The organism is Sphingobacterium sp. DR205 (assembly GCF_011064245.1).
Lineage (GTDB): Bacteria > Bacteroidota > Bacteroidia > Sphingobacteriales > Sphingobacteriaceae > Sphingobacterium > Sphingobacterium athyrii.
Genome location: NZ_CP049333.1, coordinates 1,678,478 through 1,702,582 on the forward strand (window position 1 = coordinate 1,678,478; position 24,105 = coordinate 1,702,582).

A 24,105-nucleotide genomic window follows, 5' to 3' on the forward strand; every position below is an offset into this window, starting at 1 on the left:
ATTATAAATCAAATCTTATGAGAAATAATCAATTAACGCCATTTGATGGAATGAAGTTTCCTTTGTTTCATGCAATGCAGCGGCGGAAAAATTTGTTGCATTCTGATGGAATTAGGAATGTGCCTTATTACCACAGGCCGAGCCGGGCGAATATTGGCTTCCTACTGGTCTTTCTCTCGACTACCATTCAGATCAAGGACGTTTATGCGGCGACGATGGTGCTAAAGGATAATCCGGATAGGCATACGCAATGGATAGCTCAGCAGTCTATCGCTGTTACAGGTAAGGTATTGGACGAGCAAGGAGCACCGATAACAGGGGTGACTGTACGTTTAAAATCTAGTGGTCAGGTGACGTCCACTGATCAATCTGGAAACTATACTATTAAAGAGATTCCCGAGAATGCTATTCTGGTATTTGCTTATGTTGGAAAAAAGAGTCAGGAAATTCAGGTAAGTGGGCGAACTAAAATAGATGTCGTTCTGGTGGATAATACACTGATGATGGATGAAGTCGTCGCCATCGGATACGGGACTACAAAACGGAAAGACCTGACAGGCTCGGTGGCTTCAATCAATGCGGAGCAATTGAAAGACCTGCCTACAGTATCTGTACTTCAGGCTATATCCGGTCGTCTGCCCGGCGTGAACGTCACTATAACAGAAGGTTCACCTGATGCTGAGATAAAAGTACGTGTGCGCGGGGGAAGTTCCATTACACAGGATAATTCACCCCTGTATATCGTTGACGGGTTTAGGGTGGCAAATATCAACGATATCCCGATGGCAGACATTGAGAATATTGATGTTCTTAAGGATGCCGCCTCTACAGCGATCTATGGCTCGGAAGGAGCCAATGGAGTAATCTTAATTACGACCAAGTCTGGGAAAGGAGGGAGTCCAAAGATTACGTTCAACTCTTATCTGGCCGCAAGTAAAGTGTACAACCTCACCGAGGTACTGTCGCCCTATGAATATGTATACTGGCAGCGCGAGCTTGATCCTTCCATGGCAGCGAATAACAGTTTTAATTCGATGTACGGATTATGGGAGGATGTGGATATTTACAAGTCCAAGGCTGGTCTCAATTGGCAGGATAAATTATATGGAAATACCGGGCTGCAGCAAAATTATAGCTTAGGGATGACAGGCGGTGATAAGGATGGAAGCCTGACCTATAATCTGAACTATACACGCGATGACGAGGATTATATCATGTTAAACTCAGCCTATCAGCGTGATTATGTAAGCGCGAAGCTCAATAAGAAAATCAGTCCCAAGCTTTCATTTGAGTTTAACTCACGGATGTCCAATACTAAGATCACGGGTCCGAGTATATCTGATGGACGCAAACTGCGGGAAGCTGTTAAATATGCTCCTGTTCGCAGTCTGGCGTCCCTGACCGAAGGTGCTCTTGGTGGAGCAGAAGACATCACGTCAGCTGAAGCGCTGAGCTCACTCAATGACCCCGTCGTAAATGTCGTGAATGAGTATAAAGATCAGCATCGCTTTAATTTAATCTTCAACGCCGGGCTGAACTGGAAGATTGCCAGAGGATTGAGCTTTAACGCCAAAGGTTCTTATGGTTTCAATAAAAATTTTACGGATAATATCTGGATAAAGGGCACTGGACAGTCCAGTGCCAACGGTGGTCAGCCCGTCGCAAGGCGTGAAGATCAAAAAGGAGCATTGTGGTCTTTCCAAAATGTGCTGACTTACGATTTCAAATTGCAGGAAAATAAGCATCGTTTTACGATCGTCGGAGGACAGGAGATGACAAACAACGAACAAAATGATATGTTGCTGGAATCTAAGTTTTATCCGAAGGACTTTTCGGCAGACGATGTGCTTGCGATGTGGAATTATGGCACTCCTTCGCCCACCTACACGACCATCCGTGAACCATCACGGACCACCTCCTTCTTTTCACGGATTAACTATACGTTCAATGACCGTTACATCCTGACATTGACAGGTAGGGCGGACGGTAAAAATGTATTTGCTCCGGGCAACCGATGGGGATTTTTTCCGGGTGCTGCTTTTGCATGGCGATTTTCGGATGAGTCGTTCATGGCAGGGACCAAAGCATGGCTTGCTGACGCAAAATTACGTGTAAGCCATGGTTCTGTCGGTAATGCGCGTGTAGGGTCTTACTGGCGACAGGATTATGATTTTATTAATGCCGCCAATCAATTGTATTATATTGGGGAAACTCCACAGAGTGCATTGCGGACGAAGACTACATTGAAGAATGAAAATTTAACTTGGGAAAGCACGGTGTCCAGTAATATAGGTTTGGATCTTTCCTTGTTTAAAAATCGATTGAATCTAACTGTCGATGCCTATAATAATATTACAAATGATCTAATCCTGCAGGTGCCCTTGCCTTCGAGCTCAGGTTATGCCAATCAATATCAAAACGTGGGAAGTACAGCCAACCGTGGGATTGAATTTTCGGCCTCTGCAGTACTAGTAGAAAAAAAAGATTTTCGCCTAACAGCAGATTTTAACATAGCCTTTAACCGTAACAAGATTCGTAAGCTGATCGATGGTTTGAATGAAATGACAACGCCAGCCTCAGCCTGGTTGGATTTTGGACGCGACGATTACCGGGCTATTGTTGGGCAACCACTGGGATTGATGTATGGTTTCAAACAAGACGGATTCTATTCCTTCGATGATTTTACATTTGACGAAACGCAAAATAGATGGCTATTGAATGAAGGGGTAGCGGATGTGTCGAAGGTGATGTCAAGGAGCGGTAATTATTTTGGACCTGGCCATATCAAGCTTAAAAAGTTGGATGGAGAAGGTCAGACGATCACCTTGGAGGATGACAGGATGGTCATTGGGCATGCACAGCCCAAGCATACAGGCGGATTGATGCTGAATATGCAATACAAAAGTTTTGACCTGGCCGCGATGTTTAACTGGTCTTACGGCAATGATATATATAACGCGGATAAGATCGATTTTATGGCTTATGAAGGGTCTAAGCGGTATCAAAATATCAGTGACGAAATGCGTCTTTCCCAGCGTTTTACGACAATCGACCCGGCGACAGGTGCGAATATCATGTTTGGGAATGATGCTAACCCCGAACTCTTTCGGTCACTCAATGAAGGGAAGACAATGTGGAACCCTATGGCGGCAAATGGTCGTATCCTGACCGACTGGGCTATCGAAGACGGTTCGTTCCTTAGACTGAGTAATCTTACACTTGGTTATACATTACCTACCCATATCGCTAAACGCTTGTTGATGCAGAATTTACGTATTTATATCGCAGGCTATAACCTGCATGTCTGGACAAAATATAGCGGACAGGATCCCGAGGTCGATACCCAACGTAATCCCTTGACGCCCGGAGTAGGATATTCTGCCTATCCGAAAGCGCGAAAGGTGTTATTTGGATTAAATGTTACATTTTAAATAAAAGAAAATGAAAAAGATAATCTTTATTGCTGTCGTCGTACTGGCGTGTATGAGTTCCTGCAAAAAATATCTCGACACTAGTTCTCCTTCTTCATTGAGCGGAGAAACTGTATTTAAGACGAGTTCGATGACCAAGGCAGCAGTCATGGGGTTGTATGGGAAAATGACCGATACTTATATCTATGGCCAAAAGCTTTCGGTTAACTGGCAAGGAGTTTCAGATACGGAATCTAATGGCCAATTCAGTGAGACCGGCTATATTTCGCAGACAGATGATTTTGGTGCCGGCAATTATTTTGGACACGCCAATAATTCTACAACAAGATGGCAACGTTTGTTTGAGTTTGCCGAAATGGCGACAGCTGTAGTCGATGGCATACGCAAATCACCAATTTTAATCAGTGAAGCCAATACCATGAATCCCCTGTTGGGAGAAGCATTGACATTAAAATCCCTGGCTTTTTTTGAGTTGGCCCGTTATTGGGGAGATGTTCCTTACAAAAAAGAAGCATCCAAGTCTGATCTGTCGAATGTGTATTTACCAAAATCGGATAAGGATACAATATACCATTATTTGGTGAAGGATCTAGAAGAAGCGCAGTCATACCTCCCTTATAAAGGTGGAAATAGCGAATATGGTACCGTAGAACGTGTGACAAAAGGTTTTGCAAAAGGTTTGTTGGCACGTGTAGCATTATTCGCCGGCGGTTGGTCGCTCCGGGATAGCAAAACTTTTCCCAACTCCACTGCTGAAAAGCATCCTACTATACCTGAGATCAACGGCTACTATGTGGGACGTCCGCAGAACTGGAAGGCGTATTATCGTATTGCAGCCCAACAGACTGCTGAATTGATTGGATCTGCGGATAATCCGCATCGTTTGGATCCGGATTTTGAGAATATATGGTCCTCAGTATGTGGCAATCGTTCAAATGTGGCAAATGAGAACTTATTTGAAGTAGCCTTTGGTATGGGGAACAATGGTGATATAGGTTCGCTGATGGGCTACGGTGTAGATGGAAACTCAAAGTATGGTTCAAGGGGCTTCGGGGGGAGCTATGTGACCTCGACCGCTTATTATTTTTATTCCTTTGACAGGGAAGATAAACGGCGTGACGTGACGCTCACCTGGATCGGCTATGGCGCAGATAATAAAGAGAAAGTCAGCAGCAACCCGAATGATGTAAAATTTGGCAAATGGAGGATATACTGGATGTCTAACGCATACCTCGCCATGCATAAGACCGCTACAGGACGTATTGCTACTGGAGTAAATTGGATCTTGATGCGATATGCAGATGTCTATCTCATGTACGCTGAAGCACAAAGTCAGCTGGAAAATCCGAATGCCGTACATCAAGCCGCCGGGATATCACCAAGACAGGCCTTGGAAAAGGTAAGGGAAAGGGCATTTGGTACAGGATCATCAAAAATACAATCATATGATGCTAATTTTTTGGACGCAGTGATTAATGAGCGGGCCTGGGAGTTTGGTGGCGAGTCTGTCCGCAAACAAGATCTGATCCGTTGGGGATTGCTGTACAAAAAAATTGAAGATATGAAAATGGCGCTTTGCCTCATGTACGACCAAAGTAAACCAGTGAAGATATTTGATAAAAGCTATCAGCCTGCTCAATTTCCGTCTACGGTATATTTCCGTTATAAAGACGGTGAATATATTGACAGGACTTCCTTGAATTATTATGGTGATTTACCCGCTGCTCCGGGAGGCGATTATCAATCAGTCCGATGGTTTCCACAGGATGCTGCCAAGCCAGAAAAAACAGAATCAGGCAAAGTATACAATTATACGATATGGCCGATTAGAGCCCTATTGGCAGGAACTGGATTGATGGCTACATACAACTATTCAGCATTTCTGTCCACATTGAAATATGGTGCCGAAATTCAAGCTCAGCTCAATCAGTATAAAATGGGCAATAGTGTCTGCAATTATCGATACGTTTATCCGATCTATATCGATGATATCCGGGAAGCAAGAGGCTATCTGAGTAATGCCTATGGGTACTAACATCAAACATATGGTTTTATGAAAAAGATAATTTTAAATATCATCATGCCGCTGGCATTGGTTTTAAACCTATTCAGCTGCAAGAAGGCCAACGATTGGGAAGTCGATGCCTCACATCAACGGCTCTTTAAGTCCTTAAAGTTTGCTACTAGTATCGTTGGCGCAACTTCGGTGGAGATTGCCTACACCCAGACAGTTGCCGCGCAAAAATATATTTTTGAATTCAGTAAAGACAGTCTGCAATTTGCTGAAATTGTTAAAACAGTGGAAATATTGGCCGATACATTAACTCCATTTGCGCCATCCACTATTCCGGCCCGGGTCGAATACCGTACCTTATTTGACGATCTGGAGGGACTGACGGGTTACTCGGTCAGAATGAAGGGACTAAATACTGAAACCGGTGATGAATCCAACTATTTGCAATTGTATTTTAAGACAGCTGCGGAACAGCTATTCAACAAATGGACCCTTGGAGTAACTGAAATTGAACTCTACTGGCCTGCGACAGATCGCGTCACCCATGTCAGTGTTTTTGATGCGGAGAAAAATACTGAATTGCAGAAAATACCCTTATCCGCGGCCAATAAAGCAGAAGGTCACATCAAAATTGAAGGGTTACAAGCGGGTACAAACTATCGAGTGGCAATTTTTAATGAGCAAAATGAGCGAGGTGCAAAGCTATTAAAAACCTTGGGACTGGCTGGTGGTGAAATGATAACAGTAAATCCGGGAGATGATATTCCAACATTGGTCAGTTCAGCAATTGCCCGTGGAAAAACCAATATTGTGTTGGTATTTGCCGGGGGCAAAACGTATGATTTGGCTAATGTAGTGATTCCTGCGGGGATCAGTAACCTAAATCTAACGGGTATCCCAGATGCCAATGGCAATAAGCCCAAGTTAAATCTTATGGGACTACAGTTCACTGACTTGATCTTGGGCGAGGTGCTGTTTGAAAACCTCTCAATTCATGCCAACGGAAGCCCTTTTCTAATATCTCAGGATAAAAATGGCGCGAGCGTAATTGCTTACACTTTTAAAAATTGTTATATCGAAAGGTTTGGTAGCGGAGTAGTTCGTCTTAATAACGCGGTTACTGTAGCAGGAATAAATTTTGACAATTGTGTGGTTGATAAAATTGGCGGATATGGTGTAGTCAATATCGGAGGCAGTACCGCAAGTGTCGATTCCATCTCCATAACCAACAGTACCTTTACCGATTTGACGACGCAGTTGATGGACGTCCGTGTTGCTGTTGGAAAAATTGTAGTTGGGAATTGCACCTTTTACAATCAAAATTCGGCCATGTCCCAATTGCTACGCTTTGATACAGCACGATTGCCTTTGGCCTTTGTCGGTAGCAACAACATTATTTCAGGGATGAACGGCGGCGGTCGTTTAAATGCAACCAGCTATGATCATGCTAGTTTTGGTCTCAAAATTTCATTTGCCGGAAGCTATCGGACAAATGAATTGCAGATAGAAAGAGCATCAAGAGATTTCTCGGAGATCACCGTCTTCAGCGGCAGCGCGGATGACCTGTTTGTGGATCCGACCAATAAAGACTTCCGCATTAAAGCGGGCAACGGGTTTGGTGGACGCGGTACCGCCGGAGATCCACGTTGGTTTGAATAGGTAAAGAATAGTCCATGACATATATCCGATGGAATCCGAAACTGGATGCTATCGGATATATGTCATGGGCAAATAGATGCAAAAAAAGAATATGAAGAAATTAATATGGAGTGGGATGCTGTGTCTAATGACTTGGCCAATACTCTATGCGCAGCATATTGCAGCCTTTCCTGGTGCTGAAGGTGGTGGTATGTATACAACGGGAGGTCGTGCCGGTGCGGTCTATTATGTTAACACTTTGGTTGACGAAGACCGTGGCGATGCCAAAACGAAAGAAGGTTCGTTACGCTGGTGTCTTCGGCAAGATGGAGCGAAAACGATTTTATTTAAGGTAGGTGGGACAATATGGCTTCAGCAGCGATTGTCAATAGACAAGGGGAATTTGACTATAGCAGGTCAATCAGCTCCCGGCGGCGGGATCACGTTGGCCGGTAATCCTGTATCCGTTGATGCTGATAATTTGATCATCCGTTTCATCCGCTTCCGAATGGGAGACCTGCAACTCGTTGGCCGGGAATCTGATGGTGCAGATGCCCTTGGTGGCCGTCAAAGGCAGCATATCATAGTTGACCATTGTTCGATCAGTTGGAGTACTGATGAATGTGCTTCCTTCTATGACAATAAAAATTTCACGATGCAATGGTGTATTGTTTCGGAAAGTCTCCGTCTCTCGGGGCATTCCAAGGGACCGCATGGCTATGGGGCGATATGGGGTGGGGTACAAGCTACCTTTCATCATAATCTCTTAGCGCATCATGATAGTAGGACCCCTCGATTGGGGCCCGGTGCACGCTATGCTGGACAGGATACGACCGATATACGTAATAATGTAATATACAATTGGAACGGGAACGGAGCGTATGGTGGCGAAGCCATGTGTGTTAACATTGTTAATAACTTTTATAAACCTGGACCTGCCACGGGCAAAAATATAAAGGATAGAATTATAGCTATTAATGCGAAAACAGAAGAACAACCCTTCCCGAGCATCAAAGATGTATGGGGGAAATACTTTGTAAATGGAAATCTACTGGCTCACAACCCCAGGATTTCTTCAGATAATTGGCAAGGGGTGCGTATCGTGGGCGAGCAAACACAAGCGGGAATCAGATTGGACAAGGAGATACCTGTGCAGGGAACTATTCGTACCCATGATGCACAGACCGCCTATGAGAAAGTATTGACCTACGGCGGAAACTGCTATGTACGTGATGCCGTAGATCAGCGGATCATCACCGAAACACGTAAAGGGACCGCTACTTTTCGGGGCAAGGGCATTCATAACGGCGAAGGAGGAAAATGGAAAAGTTTACAGTACCCGCGCAAAGGTTTGTTGGACTCACAGCAGGATACAAATCCAGATCCAGCTAATTCGTCTGGCGCATGGCCAATTTTGTCAGCCGGCGTTGCCGTCCAGGATAGTGACCGGGACGGTATACCAGATGGTTGGCTTGAGAAGCATTATCCCGGCAAAAAAGCCAAGGACCTGAATGAAGCAGGCTATACTTATTTAGAAGAATATCTCAATGAACTGGTGCTTCCCATTACGGAAGGGCAGATCTAAATGCTTTATGGGACAATCGTGTAATAGAATTAATAAAATAAAAATAGATGGTTAAGAAAATCGAAAAAAATGGCTTGGTGATAGTGAGTTTATGCATGATGCTCGGAATATGCAGTCAGATACAGGCTCAGTCAGTGGAAAGCCCATACCATTGGAATAACCTCCCCGAAGTGGAACTGCCTCAATTTCGAAAAGACACACTCAATATCGAGAAATTTGGCGCAAAAGGGGACGGTTATACTTTAAATACAAAGAGTATAAACGAAGCAATTTCTGCCAGTAGCAAAAGTGGTGGTGGTGTCGTTGTGGTGCCAGCAGGCTATTGGCTCTCGGGACCGATAACACTAAAAAGCAATGTAAACTTGCATTTGGATGAAAATGCGTTTCTACAGTTTACAGCTGATTTTGACGAGTATAAAATCGTAGCCGGTAATTACGAAGGAAAAGCGTCAGCACGGAATCAATCTCCGATAAGTGGTACGGAGCTTGAGAATGTCGGCATAACAGGAAAGGGGATCATAGATGGCAATGGAGATGCCTGGCGAATGGTCGGTAAAGGTGCATTGACTGAAAGCGAATGGAAAGCCAAAGTTGCGTCTGGCGGATTGGTCAGTGCAGACGGTAAAACTTGGTACCCAAGTGCAAAGACTAGGCTTGCACATGAGGAAAAACGGTCCGTCCTGTTGGCAGATGGCAAAACATTGGCTGATTTTGAAGCGATCAAAGACTATTTAAGGCCTAATTTGCTTGTTTTGACTAAGTGTAAAAAAGTGCTGCTTGAGGGTGTTACCTTTCAAAATTCGCCAGCTTGGAATTTGCATCCGGTCATGACACAGCATCTCACCATACGGGGTGTGAAAATCAAAAATCCGGATTATGCCCAAAACGGTGATGGTATTGACGTTGAATCCTGTGCCAATGTGCTGATCGAACATTGTATTTTGGACGTAGGTGACGATGCGATCTGCATAAAATCAGGTAAAGATGAAGAAGGTCGCAAACGGGGAATAGCAACCGAGCGGGTAATTATACGACATAATAAAGTGTACAAGGGGCATGGTGGTTTTGTGGTAGGTAGTGAGATGTCTGGCGGTGCACGGGATATTTTTGTCGAGAACTGCACCTTTATGGGGACGGACAAAGGACTTCGTTTCAAGACCACACGGGGCCGTGGCGGGATTGTGGAGAATATCCATATCCGCAATATCAATATGAATAATATTGTACAGGAAGCTATATATTTTGATATGTACTATTGGACAAAACCGCCTCAGGCAAATGAAGTACAACAAGTTCCGCCGGTAACTGTCGAAACACCCCAATTTCGGAATATTGCTATAGATGGGATTACGTGCAGGGGAGCTCAAGTAGGAATCTTTGTTCGGGGTTTGCCGGAGATGCCGGTACGGCAGATAAGCATGGTGAATTTAAATATAACGGCCAACAAGGCAGTTGAGTTGAAAGACGCAGCAGATATTACGCTGAAAAATGCGTTTCTACATTCAAAAAATGATGAAAGTGCAATCATTTATATTGAAAACGCCGCTGACCTACGATTTGAGGATTTGCGTTTTGACGGAAACCAGTCTCCCCAAGTGGAGGTAAATGGGCCGCATGCTACCAATATTATTTTTAATCAATCGAACATCGATAAACGAAAGTTGAACTTTAACCACGGCGCAAAGACGAATGCTGTTAAAATCAATTGACGTATGAAAATGTTAAACAGTTGGCACAGTGAATGGGAGCACTTATCATTGGGCTGTCGACTTAAATCTGAATACATATGAAAAAGTTGCTGACGATTTTATTGTCTTTGGTATTTCTCCTGGCATCTGCTCAAGAGCCGATACCATTGTATGGGAAAGTAAAGCCCAATAGCAAGGGGCAAAAGCTGTCGGATAGTATAACGAACGAACGTGTTTACCAGGTCGGTGAACCACGAATTATTCCTTTTCTTGTTTCCAAGGAAGAAAATTCAGGAAGTTCCGTACTGATTATTCCCGGTGGTGGTTATGCCCGACTGGCTTATATCATCAGCGGAACACAGTTGGCCAAATGGTTCAATACCATTGGTATTAATGCCTTTGTACTGATCCATCGCTTGCCACACTCACCTGATTTGATCAATAGGTCACTGGCACCCCTGCAGGATGCACAACGGGCCATCCGGTTAATCCGCGCTAAAGCTGCTGACTGGCATTTGGATCCCGATCGTGTTGGGGTAATGGGTAGTTCGGCGGGCGGGCATCTGGCAGCATCCTTAGCAAGCATCGAACAGCCTGTCCAGTCTTTGGGCGATAGTATAGATCAGTTAAGCAGTAAACCCAATTTCAGTATATTGGTGTCGCCGGTCATTACGATGGAGGGCGATTTTGCACATCGCGGGAGTGTGGAAAATCTCTTGGGAACAGTTGACGATCCATCTAAAAAAGAACTGTTCAGTATACAGAAGCAGGTGACCGGCACAACACCGCCGACATTTTTGGTTCACGCCCAAAATGATAAGACCGTTTCGGTGCAAAATAGCTTACTTTATTATCAGGCTTTACAAGCTCATCATATACCAGCCACACTACACATCTTTCCACAGGGAGGGCATGCCATTGCACTCGTCAACAATCCGGGATCTACCGCTATTTGGCCCGAGATATGTGTGGCTTGGCTACAAGAAATTCAAATGATCAAACCATAATCTAGCAATATGAAGATAAAACACCTTATTTTTTCTATTGTCCTATTCTTGTCCTGGCAGTTCGGGGCATCCCAAGAATTGAAATTGACTTACGATAAAGCAGCTGCAAACTGGAATGAAGCATTACCTTTGGGAAATGGCCGCATCGGCGCCATGGTATATGGTGGAGTTGACAAAGAGGAGATCCAGCTGAATGAGGAGACGATCTGGGCAGGAGGTCCGGGGAATAATGTACCTAAAGGCAAATACGATGATATTGTGAAGATACGTCAACTTTTAGTCGAGGGGAAGAATAAAGAAGCACAAGATCTGTCAAATCTGGCATTTCCCCGGGCAGCACCCGAAGGACTTGATTATGGGATGCCCTATCAGACTTTCGGTAGTCTGTTGCTTGGATTTCCGGCACATCATAGCCCTGTCCATTATCAACGGGAGCTGAATTTGAATAAAGCAATAGCGACTGTTTCTTATAATGTCGATGGTGTCAACTACCGTAGAGAAATGTTTACCTCGCTAGTTGATAGTGTGCTATTAATCCGTATCACTGCCGATAAGGAGAAAAGTATTTCGATGGATCTAAACTGGAAGAGTCCCCATCAGGATGCCCGCATTGGTCAAAAGAATGGAGCACTTTTTCTCCGTGGAAAAGGAGGGCAAGTTGATGCCAAAGAAGGGCAGGTAGCTTTCTATGGATTTGTTTATCCGCAGGTTAAAGGTGGCCAAATTAACCATCTTGACCGACAAATTATCATTAAAGATGCAGACGAAGTAATACTTTACGTATCTATTGGGACAAATTTTAAAAATTACCATGATCTCTCCATCGACCCTGAACAAAAAGCGGCCCGGGTTTTTGAACAAGCCAAGAGAATCAGTTATGCAAAAGCAGTAGAAAATCATGTGAGGAAATACCAAAAGTATTTTAATCGGGTTAAATTGGATCTCGGAAACAATGCACAGGCCAAAAAAACAACAGATGTACGTATCCGCGAGTTTGCGACAAACTTTGATCCGCAGCTGGTTGCTCTTTATTTTCAGTTTGGCCGTTATTTGCTTATTTCATCTTCACAACCCGGAGGGCAACCCGCCAACTTACAGGGAATTTGGAATGCTAAACTTTCTCCGCCCTGGGATAGTAAATATACTATAAATATCAATACTGAGATGAACTATTGGCCAGCGGAGGTCGGGAATCTGAGCGAAATGCATGAACCACTTTTTAGCATGTTAAAGGACCTGTCAATTACCGGACAGGAGAGCGCTCGGGAAATGTACCGGGCCCGGGGATGGAATGCCCACCATAACACCGATCTATGGCGTATCACAGGAGTAGTAGATGGCGGTTTCTACGGAATGTGGCCTATGGGGGGAGCTTGGCTGAGTCAACACATCTGGCAACACTACCTGTATCATGGTGATAAGCAGTTTTTGAGAGATTACTACGATGTGCTGAAGGGGGCAGCCTTATTTTACCTGGATGTTTTAACGAAGGATCCTTCTGGAAAATGGTTGGTTGTGAGCCCTTCGATCAGTCCGGAAAATAGTTATGAACCGGGGAGTGTAGGGGTCTCGGCAGGTACGACAATGGATAACCAGCTACTATTTGATGTCTTTAACAATTTTATTCATGCATCCACCTTTCTGGAGGACGATGCCGTTTTACGTGACTCGGTGAGACGGTGCCTGAAGCAGTTGCCGCCAATGCAAATAGGGCAGCATGGCCAGCTGCAGGAGTGGCTCAAAGATCTGGATAGAACAAATGATCATCACCGTCATATATCCCATTTGTATGGACTGTTTCCGTCAGGGCAAATATCACCTTTTCGTAATCCTGATCTCGCCCAGGCAGCCAAAAATTCATTGATCTATCGTGGCGACAAGTCAACAGGTTGGTCAATGGGCTGGAAAGTGAATTGGTGGGCTCGATTATTGGACGGTAATCGGTCATATAAATTGATCAAAGATCAATTAAGTCCAGCTCCTGAAGAACAGCAGGGACAAAACGGGGGAACATACCCCAATCTCTTGGATGCTCATCCTCCTTTTCAGATTGATGGCAATTTTGGCTGTACATCAGGCATTGCCGAAATGTTGTTGCAATCCTATGACGGAAGTATATTTTTGTTGCCCGCGTGGCCTGATGAATTATCGAGTGGGGAGGTAAAAGGCTTGGCGGCCCGGGGTGGATTTATCATCGATATGAGTTGGAAAGAGGGAAAGTTGACCGCATTAAAGGTGCTGTCAACCCTAGGTGGGAATTGCCGGATCCGTGTTAGTCATAACACCCAACTTTCTTGGCAAGGAAAACCGCTGCAAAAAGCCAATGGAGAAAATACAAATGCCTTTTTTGCAGTCGATGAAATCAAAAAGCCATTGATAAAAACAAAAAAAGGGATGTTAGAGATTCCTCGGACGGTGCTGTATGATATCTCGACTAGCAAAGGTGGGGCCTATGAATTTGCCGTTCAATAATGAGGTATGTTAACCGTGCGATGTTTCATGAAATTCACACAGAAAATCATTGACGGACAATGTGATGGGGAATCAACTTTGTAAGAATACACTTACCAGAATTTTTTTATCGGGAACGATTGCGTGAAAAATTGTTTACAATAGAAATAAAATATGCTAATTTCAGTGTTAATGCAAGCGGTTGCTTCACTTCCTTTTGCAATAGAATAACCAATTGAAGTAAACTCTATATATATAAAATTTATGTCAAATACATGGAGAAATGTCTGGAAATATTCCTCATTGGTGGTTTATCTCGCCTGCGGCGAATCATCATCGACATTTGGACAAAATTATCATTCTCAGGTGTGGAATCCTGACCTGGGAAATGGAAAATTCAAAAACCCGATCATCAATGCCGATTATTCTGACCCGGATGCGATCCGTGTTGGTGAAGATTATTATATGACCGCATCGAGCTTTAACCACAGTCCGGGATTACCGATTTTACATTCGAAAGATATGATCAACTGGACGATTATTGGTCATGCATTGCCGCGGCAGATCCCTGAATCCGTGTTTAGCAAAGTGCAGCACGGTGGTGGGGTATGGGCACCTTCGATACGGTATCACAACGATGAGTTCTACATTTATTATCCAGATCCGGATTATGGGATCTATCAGATCAGAACGAAGGATATCCGTGGACCATGGTCTGCACCTACGTTGGTATTCGAGGGAAAAGGCCTGATCGATCCCTGTCCTTTTTGGGATGAGGATGGGCGTGCATATCTGGCCTATGCCTATGCTGGCAGCCGCGCAGGGCTAAAGAGCGTGATTGGTATAGCCAGGATGAATGCCGAGGGCAACAGTGTATTGGACCGGGGAACCATTGTCTATGACGGGCATGAACTGGATCCTACGATTGAAGGGCCCAAGGTATATAAGCGAAATGGGTATTATTATTTGTTTGCTCCGGCAGGTGGTGTCGCAACAGGCTGGCAATTGATTCTACGCTCGAAAAATATCTATGGCCCATATGAACGCAAGGTCGCCATGGCCCAGAATAAGTCTACCGTCAATGGACCCCATCAGGGGGCCTGGGTGGATACACCTACTGGTGAGGATTGGTTCTTCCACTTTCAGGATAAGGAAGCCATGGGACGAGTCGTCCATTTACAACCTATGGTTTGGAACGCTGACTGGCCTGTCATCGGAGAGGACAAAGATGGGGATGGAATAGGGACACCCGTGATGAGTTATAAAAAACCGAATGTGGGAACCTCGGTACATCCCCCGACCAACCCGCAGGAGTCAGACGAGTTTGATACACCACACCTGGGATTACAGTGGCAATGGCAGGCCAATCCGGACGGTACTTGGCTTATGCCCTCCCAAGACGGAAAGCTTCGGCTTTATAGCCAACAGCTCCCTGAAGGAAGTAAGAATCTGATGGCAGCCCCCAATATACTCACGCAGAAATTTCCGGGCGATGATTTCACTGCGACAACAAAAATACGGCTACGCCCCAATGAAAAGGATCTAGGTGAAAAAGCCGGTCTTGTGGTGGTGGGAGAAGCTTATAGCCAATTGTTTATCCGCAAGGAAAAGGGCAGTTTCCAACTTTATTATGGCAGCTGTACAGGGGCCTATTCTGGGACCGAAGAGCAGGTCAGGCTCATAGGTACGCTGCCGGAAGATTTTGTCTACCTTCGTGTACAAGTCAAAAATGGAAAGACCTGCAGTTGGGCTTATAGCTTGGATGGTAAAAAATATACAGTCGTGGAAAATGGCTTCCAGGCAAAACCGGGCAAATGGATCGGCGCCACATTAGGACTTTATGCCAGCCGCGAGAAGCATATCAATGATAGTGGCTATGCAGAAGTGGATTGGTTTCGCATAGAGAAATAAAACAGTTTGGGCCATGCTGTTACGATTAAAAAGCCATGAAATTACTGCAATACGTTGATTTATGAACCACGTTTTTTAACTAAACAAGTTAAATAATGTAATTATTTACTGCTTATGAAAAGAATAGATATGATAAAAGTCTTGGCAGCCTACCTACTTGTCAGCCTGCTGTTATTGGGTTCGGAATTACGGGCGGCCAGTCCGGAAGTGATTACTGTAGACCAACAAGGGAAAGGAGACTTTACAAGCATACAGGCTGCAGTTAATGCCGTGCGAGCTTTCCGGGGGCATTATGCTGTCCGGATTTGGATCCGTAAAGGGACCTACCATGAGAAAGTGGTCATTCCCGCTTACCTGGAAAATATTCAGCTGGTGGGTGAGGATGCTGTCAGTACGAAGATTGTCTTTGATGATTATGCTGGTAAGGTCGCCAGCTGTCCAGATGAGACAGGGCAGACGAAGCTTGGAACGTTCAGCAGTTATACCCTGCTGGTGCGTGCCAGCAGGGTACTCATTAAGGATTTGACCATTGAAAATGCTGCCGGACCTGTAGGCCAGGCTGTGGCCCTGCACTTGGAAGGTGACCAGATCGCCTTAGTAAACTGTCATCTTATGGGCTTTCAGGACACTTTGTACCTTGGAAAGAGCAGTGGCAGGAGTTATTTTTCCAATTGTAACATCAGCGGGACAACAGATTTTATTTTTGGTCCCGGGACCGCTTTTTTTGCGGCATGTAAGCTGATCTCATTGCGAAATTCGTATGTCACCGCAGCTTCCACAGCGCAGGGACAACGTTATGGTTATGTATTTGATCGCTGTGATTTTGTGGCCGCTGACGAATCTGTCAATAAGGTGTTTTTGGGGCGGCCATGGCGACCTTATGCCAAGACGGTACTTGTCGATTGCCATTTGGGGGGCCATATTGTGCCTGAGGGCTGGAATGAATGGAAGGGCGACAAGATGTTTCCTGATAAGGATAAGACCGTGTTCTATGCTGAACTGGGGTCAAAAGGAGCAGGTGCGGCGGATCTCGCCCGGCGGGTGACCTGGTCCCATCAGCTGTCTGCTAATAAACGCAGTATGTATAGTCTTGATAAAGTTATGGACGATTGGAACGTTAAATTGATGCTCAATGAAATGGAAAAATAATAGAGGTCATTACTGGCGGCTTAGTTCTATTTTTATACTTCTTTTTTACGGTGGTACGCTGTGGGCACAGCATAAGGCTATTCCACGGGATACGACGTATAATACCATGCGTGTATGGCGGCAGATTAAGAAAAACTACCCACAAGCGAGACCTGCGGTGGACAGTACAGGAGCGGAGCTCAGGGTAATCCGCAACGTCGTATATGCGCATCTACCCCACACAGATTTTGGGCCACGTGATTTGCACCTGGATATTATCCGACCCGATGATAAATTAAAGCGTGCCGCGGTGCTGTGGATCCATGGTGGTGGCTGGCGTTCGGGCCACAAGGAAATGGATATGCCCATAGCTCAACTGTTGGCCAGAAAAGGCTATGTTTGTATTCCAGTGGAGCATCAATTGTCTTTGGAAGCGAAGTACCCTCAAGCGGTACTCAACATCAAATCGGCGATTATATGGGTCAAAGAACATGCTGAACGATATGGTATAGACAGCAGCAGAATCGTTGTGGCAGGGAGTTCAGCAGGAGGGCAATTGGCAAGTTTGGTCGGATTGACAGGAGGAGTGGACCGTTTTGAACCCCGGGTCGAATCTAAAGCGAGTACGCATGTACAGGCTATAGTGGATCTGGATGGTGTGGTAGACTTCTTGGCCCCCCTTTCGCTCAATCTGGAACGTAAGGCCGACTCCCCGGATGCCTTTTGGTTGGGTGGAACCTTCGCCGAAAAGCCGCTTGTCTGGAAGGAAGCATCACCCATATTCTGGGCCAGAGAGGACCGGCCGGTTCCCATGCTTTTTATCAATAGCGGATTTCCGAGGTTTCATGCAGGCCAGGATGAACTCGTCGGCATGCTGAAGCGCTGGGGAACGCCCCATGAAGTGCATTGCATTGATGTAAATGTACATCCCTTTTGGCTTTTTCACCCTTGGGTAGATCGCTGTGTCGACATGATCGACCAGTTTTTGAAGCACATACAGTTAAAAGAAAAAGTCCATTAAAAAAGTAAAGCTACTTTACTGGGATATTGCGAGTCAGCTGAGTTTCGCTTCACTTGTTAGGTTGCCTTTGTCCATGCCTAAGTCATTATTTATGCTTAGCATTCGTTCGAAAGGACTGGCCAATTTTTCAAAGGACAGTCCCTTCGTTTCGTTATATATCTGAATAATCTGTTGGCCTACAAAGGATAGTTACGTTTTTAGAAACATTATTCTGGAATTGCGGCAGCTCAGCCATTGGTTTATACAAAGGTCCAAAAGCTTTCCAATGTGCTTCACGTTCTGTCATGTTTTCGAAAGTCGTCAAATAAATTAAATTAGGCATTGTACTCCCTGCAATAACTTGACCATAAAAAACGGCATTAAAATTTAGTTTTTTGAAGATATCGATCTCACCATTATTAAACATGGAAATTTTATTTGCAGCTAACTTTTCCGTTGGACCTTCATAGCTCCTCAATTCGTAAACACGTTCACTTTTATCGGTGCTTAATTTTGGAAGGGAAAGCAATGGCATCCCGTCAAAGGCTTTCATCAAAATCGTTTCAATCCTAGCATATGGCGGGTGGTTATGTGCGGCATCCAAGTACTCCTTTCCCGACTCTAAATACCGTTTATCTTTTAAGATATCTACATCAAGACTTGCATATTTTTCAAGATTTGGCGATGAACTGAATACATAAACCAATTTATCTGCTTTGTCCTTATTGTCAATCGGTTTGAAAACACCAATTTCTTTAAAGCCTAATTTGTGCATCGCCGGCAGGTAGGCTTTTTCAAGAAAACGATCGATGACCTCTTCTTGGTCTGTGGTCTGGAAGTGATAAACTTTCAATTGAAAATAAGTAGTTGCTGCGCGGGCAAAACAGCTGGATTGACTACTGATAAAAATAAATAGGATTAATATCCAATGTCCCGGATTCATAGATCTGACCATGTGTAATATTTAGTGTTATAGATTTAGATTATTATCGCCAACCGTCAATTTGCTTCAACAATATCCTGTAGTGCTCTGAATAAATTTAACGGATATTCGGCCAATCTGTTGCAGAGGTATAGGTACCATTCCTGACCATACACGAAATACAGTTTTGTGGGATAACCCTCATTTCTCAATTGGGCCAACTGTTCTGTTTGGATACCAAATAAACTTTCAAATTCATACGATTCCTTTTTAGGACCTAGTCGGTCTATAAGTTTTTTAACTTCCTGCTGAATTTCGTGATGATGCGTTGCGATGGAACATAGGTGACCTCTTGAAAACAACTGTTCGACATAATAGAGATACCGTTCATTGAGTTCCTGTCCTCTCGGCAGGGATAAACCTTTGGCTGTTTCAAAAGCCCCTTTGACGATCCGGATACGTCCCCTTTCCTTGCATATGGCCTCAAAATCATCTGCGGTACGATGGAGGTAAGCCTGCAGCGTAATGGAAAGATTTGAGAATTCTTTAGAGCCCTTCTGATAGAGTTTTAATATCCGGTCAGTTCTTTCAGTCCCCTCAGCACTGATGATCACTTCCTTGTCATTCGCTATTTCGCATATTTTTGAAAGGTTTTCATAACAGAGGTTTTCAGAGATTTCCAGTCCAATGTGCGAGAGGTCGAGTGAAATCGTTGAATTGAGTTTTTTTTGATTTATTGCGTTACAAATATTTAAAAACTCATCTGTCGCTTTAATCGCTTCCTGAACGGATCGCGTGCTTTCTCCCATGTACTCGATCGAACATTTAAAGCCTTCATCATTTGAAGTCTGTACTTTTTTTAGCGTTTCCGTAAGGTTTTCTCCTCCGATATAGCGATCTGCGGCTTTCTTCATCAGCTTATAGAGTGCTTCATTATTCAAAACATAAGCTTTGGCATCTTCATTTAATGCAGCCTTCCTTAGTGCTTCAGCACCGGCTGTTAATAACTGTTCCATTTGGCAATCTTAAAATTTACAATGCAAAATACATAAATTATGTTACGTCAACATATACTGCTTAATATTTATTCATATGTTCTCCAGCTATGGGGTAACCTGTTTTCAACCTTTTACGCTTAAAAACTCATATTTTCGAACATATTATTCTTATTGGAATGTTACTTCCCTTGTCTATTGTTTAATCCAATAAAAAGTTTTTGAAAAAATGCCTTTATGGGCTACAATTTTCAGCTTTTTTCCCATCAGGTACATTTCACAGTTGCCCTTTTGGCCTGTATCGTGATTTTCCACTGTCCCTTTCCATTCATTTTTTTCAAAACGCACATTATAGAGTGTAGGACGACCTTTGGGATCGGTACCGACGAATTTTCCGTTTTTATTGGAGATGCTGATAATGAATCCTTCCTCAGTTTTCCATTTACCTACAAAATTATCGTTTGCGGACTGGGCAATGCTGATCATTGTCATGAACATGATGGCAAGGGATGACAGTATTTTCTTCATATTTTATTATTTAATGATGTGATACTGCAAAGCAAATTAAAATAATCAGTAGTATTTTTAATATTTCTTAAAAAATGGAATCACTTATTTGCCTGCCCGTATCACGCTTAGTGTTTGCTGCGTAATGCCCAGATAGGATGCAATATGTCCCAGGGGAGCTCTTTGCAATATGCCGGGAAATTTGTCGAGCAGGTTTTTATAGCGTTGTTCGGCAGATTGAAATTGCAAAGCAAGAATCTTATCTGATAACATACTGACTACTTGCAGCGATACCTGCAGCCGGTAGTCTCTAAAAGCAGGGATACAGTTACAGAGCTCATCGAGTTTGCTGTAAGGGATGATACGCAAATCGGTTTTTTCCAAAGCCTGTTTGCCATAGGGATGGGGGCGGTTAAAAAAAACACTTTCAAAAGATACCAAGAAATTACTCTCATTGAAAAAATAATGGGTGATATCTTTTCCATCTAAGTTATAAAAAGCACGTAATAGTCCTTTTTCAATGAAATAAACATTTTGGTGATGATTATCGGGCTGTGTCAATATGGTACCTTTCGCAAAAGTTTTCCTAGTAAAAGCGTTGTCGATGGCTTCACATTCAGCCCTATTTAATTTTGTTTGCGTAAGTAGATAAGGTATGAGTTCCATTTGGTTCAAATGTACATTAAATCAATGGTTCCGTGGCCCGGGATAATTAGTCTCGTCATTAATTTGGAAAATGCTAAATTACTCGTTAAATAAATAGAATGCATTATTCGGATCTTTGGGTTTCCACCCATGTTTTGTATCGATTTTATCTTCGTAATAAAATTTCATGGTAATGCTTTCGGGGGTATAACTGTTGGGAACGGTAATTAAATTTAGGAGGCTATCTTTGCCATGCTCACCAAATACTTCGTAAGAAATATGCTCATTACTAAGATATACGCGAAATTCTTCAAGAATCTTTAATTCCTTTTGATTAGATTGCGCAGTTGTCAGCTCCTTCCAGTATCTATTAATAGATTCGTTCTTATCACCAGTTGAGGTGCACCCAATTATGAGCGCTAAAATACAAGTCAATATGATTATCCGTTTCATAGAACAATTTTAATTTTCCTAGCATTATTGGGGAGTTGACAAAGTTAAAAATCTGTATCGAAAAAACCGATTTATGTAAGACCGTTGTATTCCACTGCTCTCATGCTAAATCGCACTTTCCGTTCTTTAATTATCATACCAATATACAAAAAGATAATTGAGACATCAATGGTTTTTGCACGTTGACAATCTGTTTACAATATAAAGAAAGCCCGGCTTGGATAAACCAGCCGGGCTTTGATTCCTGTTGTTTTCAATAGGAAATTTCTAGTCAAATAGGGATTATATAATGACTACTTAAGAGAATTTTTAAGCCTCTTATTTATCTTGGATACAACGTACCGGATAACCAGCAGTTTTAAGATAATTCGATGTATCCCAAGAACTTTGGAATCCACGTCCCTGTAACGCATAATTATTGCCGCCGACTGCAGTGTTTAGCCAATAAATTGCGGAGCTTTGGCGGATAAGCTGGGCTCCTGTTGTCGGGTTTCTGTGACCATTTGCAGGAAAGCTTAATTTAATATCACTGCTTTTTTTACTGGTCATAATATGCGCGGCTGTAAAGTCAGATAATCCAACTGTAATGTTACCAGTAAAAGTAGTCCAGTTTCCAATCGAGGTATGGCGGGTATAAGTTCCTAAACGGGTATATTCAGCTTGACTAGGTACTCTATCTCCTGTACCACATGGATCCAATGCTGCTTTCACAGGAGCAGCTGCGGTACCATTATTCCAGGAACCGTCCGGAGCAGATGTTGTATTCCATCCTGCGATAGCGCCATCGCCACTGTAAGCATTTGCTACTGCAGCCTGACGGCCCCATTGGTAGTAATTACCATATAGTGCCTGTACAGAAGGAACGGCATCAGGATTATTGGTTGCTGGGTTTACATCGACCACACCAAGGTTATAGCGGTCCCAACGATAACCGGCGATGACAGCATAGCGTGCATCAGCAGCAGCAGGGGTTCTGGTGACATTGGACGCATTGACAAAGCGGTCGCTGTTGAAACGTAATTTCATGGTGTAGGAAAAGCCCGGTTTTAAGCCTAGACCCGCATTTGAAAAATTAAAGTTTACCGCTTGCGCATTGACATCATGACCGATTTTGATCTGACCGCTTGGTATTGTTAATGCAATTGAAAAATTGGTCGACTGACTCTGGTTGACGATAAAAGTCCGTGCTGTTGCATTTAGATTTGAAACAGGGGGTACATTTATCGCATTGGTAGCGGATAGGGTTTCACCGGTACTCAGGTCAACAGTTGGGTTAGCGAAAGGTGAAACCCATTCAGCTTGTACCGGAACCTCCGAAAGGTAACCTCCTTTTACATAGTTTGCGGTACCAAATGTACCTGTCGCATCGCTATTGTCGACAAGCAGGGTCACACGGGTAAACATGTGCTGCAATGGTGTCGTCAACGGAGTCGGAGTATTGTTGCCGAGTATGGTGACATCTTTTTCGATGGCATACATGAAGTCCGCTCCATTTTCAGCATAGCTTGTAAAAGCGAAATTCACCTGACCTGCCGTATATAGATTTGTTGTTGGGGCAGCAGGAGGGGCAGTAGTCGTAGACCCCAATGAATAGATCACAAAGGTATATTTATTACCCGCGATCAATTTATCCCCAAAGAATACCTGGGTTGAATCCGAAGCATCGCCAACGGCCTGGTCGATGTAGGTACCGTCCGTTTCATAGGCCACTACCCGATAGGTTACCGGACCTCTCAATGACAGCAATTTCGTTGCGGCCTTTTTACCGGTAGAAGCTTTAAGCCCGCTGTTACTTGGGGTATTTTCGGTCAGTTCTGCGGTAATGCTAAACGGTCCCGACTGAATTTCTTTTGTTATCGTTAAAGGTTCGGTTGCGCCAGCCTTTGCCGAAGCTTTCGCCATAGATATATTATCTCCGCCGAATTGGGCTTCAGTTAAAGCCAATTTTATCCCTTTATTCACTTCAATAGTATTTTCACCTTTTTCCTTGCTACAGGAAACGGCAATTGCTAGAAAGACAATTAAAGCCAGTTTTGTCTTTATAATCTGATGCATTTTTTTCATAATTGTTTTAAATAATTTTTGATTAGTTCCACCATTCACCGCTACTCGGATCTTGGGTTTCTGATCCGCCGCTATTCCAGTCTGTTTCATTGACGCCGGAGCCTCCTCCGGGTTGGGCTGACCCTGCCGAGCCTGCAGCCACACCTTCTTCCATCATCACCTGTAACCGCTCGATTACGGGTGTCACGTAGATCTCTTTTTCAGTTTTCTTTTTCATGTTCATTTTTATTATTTGGTTTATATTCGACATTTACTGAAACATGATACCCTGTTTAATCATGGATTAAAACCGTTGTATTCTGTTGATAAATGTTTTTTTTGAGCATAGATTTTATTTGTTAGTACTTTTCGTGATAACCTAAATTTAATGCTGTATGTTAATTTCTATTTCATTTAAATAATTAGTCAATATATCGCGTTCTTATTAACTGAAATATGGCTATCGTACCTAAAAAATATTGTACTCTTTTTGAATGGATAGATGAAGTTTGACAAAAAGAGATAATATTAAAATTACTTTAGCATTTCAGCTGTCGTACATTATGATGTAGACCTATAAACGAGTTTTTAGTTTTGTTATTTGTTTAATAGACAATAGATTATTTTAGTTATTAAGTGGTTTGTAAGCAATAATATTTAGCAATGTTACAAAAGAATATGTGGAGT

General features: G+C 43.5%; 17 protein-coding genes. 10 read left to right on the top strand and 7 right to left on the bottom strand.

All coding sequences use genetic code 11. The features are described 5' to 3' along the window. Nucleotides 1-17 precede the first annotated feature (17 nt). The 10 genes from G6053_RS07105 to G6053_RS07150 all read left to right on the top strand — a co-directional run bounded on the left by G6053_RS07105 (nucleotide 18) and on the right by G6053_RS07150 (nucleotide 17,874). Nucleotides 18-3,431: a TonB-dependent receptor gene (locus G6053_RS07105; RefSeq protein WP_165305957.1), complete on the top strand. Its 3,414-nt coding sequence runs from the start codon at nucleotides 18-20 to the stop codon at nucleotides 3,429-3,431. Nucleotides 3,432-3,441: 10 nt separating this feature from the next. Further along, nucleotides 3,442-5,466 carry a RagB/SusD family nutrient uptake outer membrane protein gene (locus G6053_RS07110; RefSeq protein ID WP_165305958.1) on the top strand — a complete coding sequence of 675 codons (2,025 nt, stop codon included), beginning with the start codon at nucleotides 3,442-3,444 and terminating at the stop codon, nucleotides 5,464-5,466. Nucleotides 5,467-5,484: 18 nt separating this feature from the next. Beyond that, the gene (locus G6053_RS07115) at nucleotides 5,485-7,104 is read left to right on the top strand and encodes a DUF5123 domain-containing protein (RefSeq protein ID WP_165305959.1); all 1,620 of its coding nucleotides are present in this window, start codon (nucleotides 5,485-5,487) and stop codon (nucleotides 7,102-7,104) included. A gap of 91 nt (nucleotides 7,105-7,195) precedes the next feature. Next, nucleotides 7,196-8,668: a pectate lyase gene (locus G6053_RS07120; protein WP_165305960.1), complete on the top strand. Its 1,473-nt coding sequence runs from the start codon at nucleotides 7,196-7,198 to the stop codon at nucleotides 8,666-8,668. A gap of 47 nt (nucleotides 8,669-8,715) precedes the next feature. After that, entirely contained in the window at nucleotides 8,716-10,377 is a 1,662-nt protein-coding gene (locus G6053_RS07125) for a glycoside hydrolase family 28 protein (RefSeq protein WP_165305961.1), read from the top strand. Between the two features lie 77 nt (nucleotides 10,378-10,454). Then, nucleotides 10,455-11,363 carry an alpha/beta hydrolase gene (locus G6053_RS07130; protein ID WP_165305962.1) on the top strand — a complete coding sequence of 303 codons (909 nt, stop codon included), beginning with the start codon at nucleotides 10,455-10,457 and terminating at the stop codon, nucleotides 11,361-11,363. A gap of 9 nt (nucleotides 11,364-11,372) precedes the next feature. Next, a complete protein-coding gene (locus G6053_RS07135; protein ID WP_165305963.1) occupies nucleotides 11,373-13,835 on the top strand; it encodes a glycoside hydrolase family 95 protein in 2,463 nt (820 codons plus the stop codon). A 243-nt stretch (nucleotides 13,836-14,078) separates the two neighbouring features. Beyond that, a complete protein-coding gene (locus G6053_RS07140; RefSeq protein ID WP_165305964.1) occupies nucleotides 14,079-15,725 on the top strand; it encodes a glycoside hydrolase 43 family protein in 1,647 nt (548 codons plus the stop codon). Nucleotides 15,726-15,839: 114 nt separating this feature from the next. Then, nucleotides 15,840-16,874 carry a pectinesterase family protein gene (locus G6053_RS07145; protein WP_206531880.1) on the top strand — a complete coding sequence of 345 codons (1,035 nt, stop codon included), beginning with the start codon at nucleotides 15,840-15,842 and terminating at the stop codon, nucleotides 16,872-16,874. Continuing rightward, a complete protein-coding gene (locus tag G6053_RS07150) occupies nucleotides 16,858-17,874 on the top strand; it encodes an alpha/beta hydrolase (protein WP_165305965.1) in 1,017 nt (338 codons plus the stop codon). Before G6053_RS07145 ends, G6053_RS07150 begins: the two co-directional genes overlap by 17 nt. A 151-nt stretch (nucleotides 17,875-18,025) precedes the next feature. Here the strand turns inward: G6053_RS07150 and G6053_RS07155 are convergent, their stop codons facing one another. The 7 genes from G6053_RS07155 to G6053_RS07185 form a co-directional block, all read right to left on the bottom strand. Then, nucleotides 18,026-18,808, bottom strand: coding sequence for an NIPSNAP family protein (locus G6053_RS07155; RefSeq protein WP_165305966.1), 783 nt, complete (start codon nucleotides 18,806-18,808; stop codon nucleotides 18,026-18,028). A gap of 44 nt (nucleotides 18,809-18,852) precedes the next feature. Further along, complete coding sequence (locus G6053_RS07160) at nucleotides 18,853-19,791, bottom strand: proline dehydrogenase family protein (RefSeq protein ID WP_165305967.1); 939 nt, start codon at nucleotides 19,789-19,791, stop codon at nucleotides 18,853-18,855. Between the two features lie 174 nt (nucleotides 19,792-19,965). Further along, nucleotides 19,966-20,298: a hypothetical protein gene (locus G6053_RS07165; protein ID WP_165305968.1), complete on the bottom strand. Its 333-nt coding sequence runs from the start codon at nucleotides 20,296-20,298 to the stop codon at nucleotides 19,966-19,968. Between the two features lie 84 nt (nucleotides 20,299-20,382). Beyond that, nucleotides 20,383-20,943, bottom strand: coding sequence for a Crp/Fnr family transcriptional regulator (locus G6053_RS07170; RefSeq protein ID WP_165305969.1), 561 nt, complete (start codon nucleotides 20,941-20,943; stop codon nucleotides 20,383-20,385). Between the two features lie 78 nt (nucleotides 20,944-21,021). Then, nucleotides 21,022-21,375 (bottom strand): hypothetical protein, encoded by a 354-nt coding sequence (locus G6053_RS07175; RefSeq protein WP_108632729.1) that lies wholly within the window; start codon nucleotides 21,373-21,375, stop codon nucleotides 21,022-21,024. Nucleotides 21,376-21,693: 318 nt separating this feature from the next. Then, entirely contained in the window at nucleotides 21,694-23,439 is a 1,746-nt protein-coding gene (locus tag G6053_RS07180; RefSeq protein ID WP_165305970.1) for a hypothetical protein, read from the bottom strand. A gap of 22 nt (nucleotides 23,440-23,461) precedes the next feature. Next, entirely contained in the window at nucleotides 23,462-23,689 is a 228-nt protein-coding gene (locus G6053_RS07185; protein ID WP_206531881.1) for a hypothetical protein, read from the bottom strand. Between the last annotated feature and the right edge of the window lie 416 nt (nucleotides 23,690-24,105).